The 765-nt window shown below is 62.1% G+C and carries 2 protein-coding genes; both read left to right on the plus strand.

Annotated features, from left to right (window positions below):
* Positions 1–194, plus strand: a 194-nt coding sequence (locus tag DY467_RS26315; protein WP_205502811.1) for a hypothetical protein, incomplete at its 5' end; no start/stop codon positions are given.
* Between the two features lie 162 nt (positions 195–356).
* Positions 357–765, plus strand: a 409-nt coding sequence (locus DY467_RS25315) for an AAA family ATPase (RefSeq protein ID WP_164639797.1), incomplete at its 3' end; no start/stop codon positions are given.

The raw sequence follows: 765 nt of genomic DNA on the forward strand, positions 1-765 counted from the left end.
CTATACGACATCTTCCTATTCAGAACCTCCACGACGAAGGAGCCGCCTCACTCATTCCATTGGTGAGCGCGCACCGCAACTCGACATCGACGGAATGCGATAACGCCGCAATACCGCACCGCCGTGCTTCGCCAATACCGCATTGCCATAAGAACGTGGTGTTGCAGTCCGGTATTGCCGCCACCACGCATTGACGTATTGACGCTTTCCTGCACTAGCGCATTGCCGCGCCACCGCAACGCGGGAGCAACGCAACAACGCAATCACACACTGCCGGAATAGCGAACTGCGGCATTGCCGTACGTCTATTATATTGTATGTTAGGCGCTTCGACGAACGACACGCAGGAGGGTGGTGTGCCAAGCATCTTCGCCGTTGCGAACCCCAAGGGTGGCAGCGGCAAGACTACGGTCGCGATCATCCTCGCCGGCGAGTTCGCCAAGCACGGCTACTCGGCCGCAATCATCGACGCCGACCCGCAGGGATCTTCCTACCAGTGGCATGCGTCATCTGTCGCGCGCGGACTGAGCCCGCAGGGTGTCGACCTTGTCCGCGCGCCCGATGAGGCCGCGTTGGTCCAGGCGGTCGAGCGCCTCGCTGGGTACGACGTCGTCGTCATCGACACGCCAGGCTATTACGGCGAGGTCCTTATCCAGTCGGCGCTGAGGGCCGACCTCGTCGTGCTGCCTTGCAAGGTCCACCCGTTCGATGCCTCGCAAGTGGTCCGGACGATCCGCCACCTCGAGCAACCCGCCGCCTCCGCGC

The organism is Rhodopseudomonas sp. BR0G17, assembly GCF_010907025.1.
Classification (GTDB): domain Bacteria; phylum Pseudomonadota; class Alphaproteobacteria; order Rhizobiales; family Xanthobacteraceae; genus Rhodopseudomonas; species Rhodopseudomonas palustris_H.